The organism is Chrysiogenia bacterium (assembly GCA_020434085.1).
In the GTDB taxonomy this organism is placed as follows: domain Bacteria; phylum JAGRBM01; class JAGRBM01; order JAGRBM01; family JAGRBM01; genus JAGRBM01.
Genome location: JAGRBM010000618.1, coordinates 1 through 3857 on the forward strand (window position 1 = coordinate 1; position 3857 = coordinate 3857).

5 protein-coding genes are annotated in these 3857 nt (G+C 65.3%); 3 read left to right on the forward strand and 2 right to left on the reverse strand.

The features are described from left to right. A partial coding sequence (locus KDH09_19975) for a hypothetical protein (protein MCB0221986.1) occupies positions 1–425 on the forward strand: 425 nt, incomplete at its 5' end. Between the two features lie 226 nt (positions 426–651). Next, positions 652–1530, forward strand: coding sequence for an SDR family NAD(P)-dependent oxidoreductase (locus KDH09_19980; protein MCB0221987.1), 879 nt, complete (start codon positions 652–654; stop codon positions 1528–1530). Between the two features lie 348 nt (positions 1531–1878). Here KDH09_19980 and KDH09_19985 read toward each other — a convergent pair whose 3' ends face one another. Together KDH09_19985 and KDH09_19990 are read right to left on the reverse strand one after the other, a co-directional pair. Continuing rightward, positions 1879–2100 (reverse strand): hypothetical protein, encoded by a 222-nt coding sequence (locus KDH09_19985; GenBank protein MCB0221988.1) that lies wholly within the window; start codon positions 2098–2100, stop codon positions 1879–1881. 103 nt (positions 2101–2203) lie between these two features. Further along, positions 2204–3388: a glycosyltransferase gene (locus KDH09_19990; GenBank protein MCB0221989.1), complete on the reverse strand. Its 1185-nt coding sequence runs from the start codon at positions 3386–3388 to the stop codon at positions 2204–2206. Positions 3389–3570: 182 nt separating this feature from the next. On the opposite strand from KDH09_19990, the gene KDH09_19995 reads away from it, so the two are divergent. Then, complete coding sequence (locus KDH09_19995) at positions 3571–3846, forward strand: prevent-host-death protein (GenBank protein ID MCB0221990.1); 276 nt, start codon at positions 3571–3573, stop codon at positions 3844–3846. Positions 3847–3857: the final 11 nt, after the last annotated feature.

The window sequence follows — 3857 nt, forward strand, 5'->3', positions numbered from 1 at the left end:
GATGCGCCATGAGTCCCACGTTCACAGAAGTCCTGCGTGCCCACGTCGGCTATCAGTTCCACAACACCCTCGATCACCTGCTTGTCGGCCTCATGCTCTGCGCCCTGCTGATGAGCCTGGGGTTGCCCTGGCTGCGCGCCGTGGCCGCGGTGGCCCTGTTCGCGCTGGCCCGCGAGTTCCTCTGGCAGTACCCGCTGCGCGACGCGTTTGCACTCAAGTTCTACGACCGCATTCTGGATAGCGCCGAGTTTGCCCTGGGCGCCGCCTCCGCCGCCTGGCTGAGCGGCGGCACCCTGCTGGCCCGGATCGAGGGGGTGCTCATCCACGTCTTCAATCTTGTAGTGCGGGCGGCGCTCTTCGCTCTCGCCCAGATCCGCCACGTGCCGGGCCTGCTGGGGTCCCCGGCGTCCCCAGTGGCGCGCTGAAAAATCGAGAATCGTGCACGTGCTCGTGCAGGTGCACGTGCACGATGAGATGCTGGCGCGGCCGCAGATCCTTGATTGCAGCGCCGACCTTTCACGCGACTCGGATTCCTGCACGCCCCCCCCCTTTGCCCTCCCGGCGGTGCCGTGGTAGGTTCCGCGCGCCTGAATATTGACTGCTCAGTCAACGGGCCAATCCAATCACACAGAGAAAAAGGGGAACCCACCCATGGGCAAGCTTGATGGAAAAGTCGCACTGGTAACCGGCGCGGGCGGCGGCATTGGCCGCGCGCACGCGATGCTGCTGGCAAAGGAAGGCGCCTCGGTCGTCGTGAACGACCTGGGCGGCTCGCGAGACGGCAAGGGCGGCTCGGACGCCATGGCCAGCCAGGTGGCCGAGGAGATCAAGGCGGCCGGCGGCAAGGCGGTTCCCAACTTTGATTCGGTCGCAGAGGACGCAGGCGCCAGGAACATGGTCCAGCAGGCCATCGACGAGTTCGGCAAGCTCGACATCCTCATCGCCAACGCGGGCATCCTGCGCGACAAGACCTTCAAGAACATGGACGAGGAAATGTGGGACATCGTGGTGAAGGTCCACCTCAAGGGCACCTACTTCACCACGCGCCACGCCTACGACCACATGGCCGCGCGCGGCGAGGGCGGACGCATCATCATGACGAGTTCCACCTCCGGCCTGTTCGGCAATTTTGGCCAGACCAACTACGGCGCGGCCAAGGCCGGTATCGCGGGCTTTATGCGCTGCCTGTGGCCCGAGGCCGAGCGCAAGGGCGTCACCGTCAACGTGCTCGCCCCCGCGGCGCTCACCCGCCTCACCGAAGACCTCCAGGGATTCAGTGACGAAGACGGCTTCGGCAAGAAACTGGCCCCCGAGATGATCAGCCCGGCCATCGTCTGGCTCTGCACCGACGCCGCGGCGAACATCACCGGCCGCCAGTTCCTGGTGTTCGGCAACACGGTCAAACTCATCGAACCCGCCACCGTCGACATTGCTGAGAAGAGCAACGACGAAGCCCCCTGGGACCTCGACGAAATCGGCGCCAAGATCCAGGAAGTCGTCGGCAAGCGCAAGCAGCCGACCTGGAACTAAAAGCGCGCGAAGCGCGCTACCCTGTTGCGCTCCCCCCTGCGGGGGGAGCTGTCCGGCTAAGCCGGACTGAGGGGGCGCCGCGAGGCGGCTCAAACCGGCCCTATCCGCCGGCTTCGCCGACACCTTCCCCCGGCTGCGGGGGAAGGGCTCATTCGACGCGCGCAAGAGCGCGCTACTCAAGGCTGGAGAGTGGAAGCACTGCTTCCATAAAAGGCACGAAATCCCCGCGTCGAAAGACGCGGGGGTTTTTGTTTGTGGGGGGGGGGGCTAGCTATTTCCGCTCTCTACGCCACAAAAAAACGCCGGCCCTTTCGGGCCGGCGTTTTGCGGTACCAGTTTTTGCAAAGGTCAGTTGCCGCTGACGACAGTGCCTCCCATGGCGTCGCAGGCTTCCTGGGAATCGACTTCCCAGACGCTCGTGCTGCCGTCTTCTTCGGTGACTTCGCAGTAGACCACCTGGTCGGTGGACTGCTCGTCGTCCTGTGCGTGAGCGACGCCGCTCCAGAATGAAACAGACGCCGCGCCAAGGATCATGGTTGCAAGCGCAACCCGGAAGAGTTTGATGTTCACGCTTGGTGAACCCTCCTTCTTGCCGGCGAAGAAGGGGATGTGCCGGCTGTAGTTTTTCCTCTACACCCGTTTGGGATTTGGGCACAAGCAAAATTTTGGGGGGTCAGGAAGCGGGCACTGCCGCTTCGTAGGCGGCCAGGTAGCTCCTTGCGCAGGCGTCCCAGGTCAGGCCCTGGGCGGCGAGCCAGGCGCTGCCCATCTCGGCCAGGTGCTGGCTGAGCACCTCGTTGCCGCCCACCTTCTCCATGGCTTCTGCCAGGGCGGCGGAGTCCTTCACGGGAACGAGCAGGCCGCGCTCGCCGTCGGCGATGAGCTCGCTGGTGCCGGGGATGTTCGTTGCGACGACCGGCGTGCCCACGGCGAAGGCCTCGTAGACCACGTTGGGGCGCCCCTCCGAGAAAGACGGCAGCACCATGTAGTCGGCCTCGGCCATCCACGAGCCCACCTCGTCGTGGGGGACCCGGCCGGTAAAGGCAATGCGGTCGGTGAGCCGCAGCTTGCGGACGAGGTCTTCGAGCTTCTCGCGCTCGGGGCCGTCGCCCACAATCCAGAGGCTGTGAAGCGTGCCGCGGTCGCGGAGCTTCGCCATGGCCTCGATGAGCACGTCCACGCCCTTGAGCTCGCGCAGGCTTCCCACAAAGACCCCGCGCGGGCGCGGCAGCTCGGGCCGGTCCTGTCCGCGCGGGCGGGTGGTCTTGACCGCCACGCCCGAGGGAATCACCCGCACGCGCCCTGGCGGCACGCCCATGGCGATGACTTCCTCGCGCAGCGCCTCGCTCACCGTGGTGACGAGCGCCGCGTCCATCAGGACCGGGCGGCACAGGCGCCCGGCAAGGGAACTCTTTTTCGCGAGCTGAATGTCGCTGCCGCGCGCGGTGAGCACGTAGGGGACGCCGCGGCGTTTTCCCACCAGGCGCGCGACCCAGCCGGCCGGCAGCGTCCAGTTGGCGTGGATGACATCGGCGCCGGCGCTGCGCTTCCACGCAGCGATCAGGAAGCCGAGCATGAAGAAGGGAATGAGCAGCGCCATCAAGCGGCTCGACCGCAGGTTCTCTGGAATGCCGCCGGGCCCGTAGGCGAGCTGCTCGAAGGCGCGCAGGAAGTAGGGGAAGCGCCAGACCTGCAGGTTGGCGTGGTTCTCGTGGCGCGGCGCCTCGGGGTGGCCCGGCGCCACGACGTCGACCTTGTGCCCCCAGGTAGCCAGCGGCAGGGCCATCTTCTCTACGAAGATCCCCGCATAGTCGCCCCGGTAGAGGGGGTAGGAGGAGGTCAGGATTGTGATCTTCAAGGGCTGCCTGCTTTGCATTGCGCGCTGGAACAGATGCTCTCACTCAAAGCACACGCACGGGCAAAGGGGAAGGGGGGCTGCCGCCGGGGGCTGAATCCGTGCTGGACGGCGCCGAAACAGGTGCTAAAATAAGTGCTGATATATGTGCTAAATTAGGTGCCGAAAGGAGTACACCCATGCGAATTCGAACCATCCCCGCGTCCGAGATCAAGCGACGCGGCATCGGCGCCGTCGACGAGCAGCTCGCCAAGTATCCGGCCGTCCATGTCATCGCGAACAACCAGCCCCGGTATGTGATCCTGACCGAGGAGCGCTACGAGGAACTCCTCGACGAGGTCGAGGAAGCGGCTGAGCTGCGCATTGCCGAATCGCTGGCCGAATACAAGGCGGGGAAAGTGAAGCGCTACAACTCGGTCGAAGAACTGATGTCCGCTGTTGACGCCGCCGATGACGACTGAACCCTTTCAAC

Bases quoted from the DNA above. Each gene is read 5' to 3' on its own strand.
- KDH09_19980 (MCB0221987.1), top strand. From the start codon at position 652: ATGGGCAAGCTTGATGGAAAAGTCGCACTGGTAACCGGCGCGGGCGGC.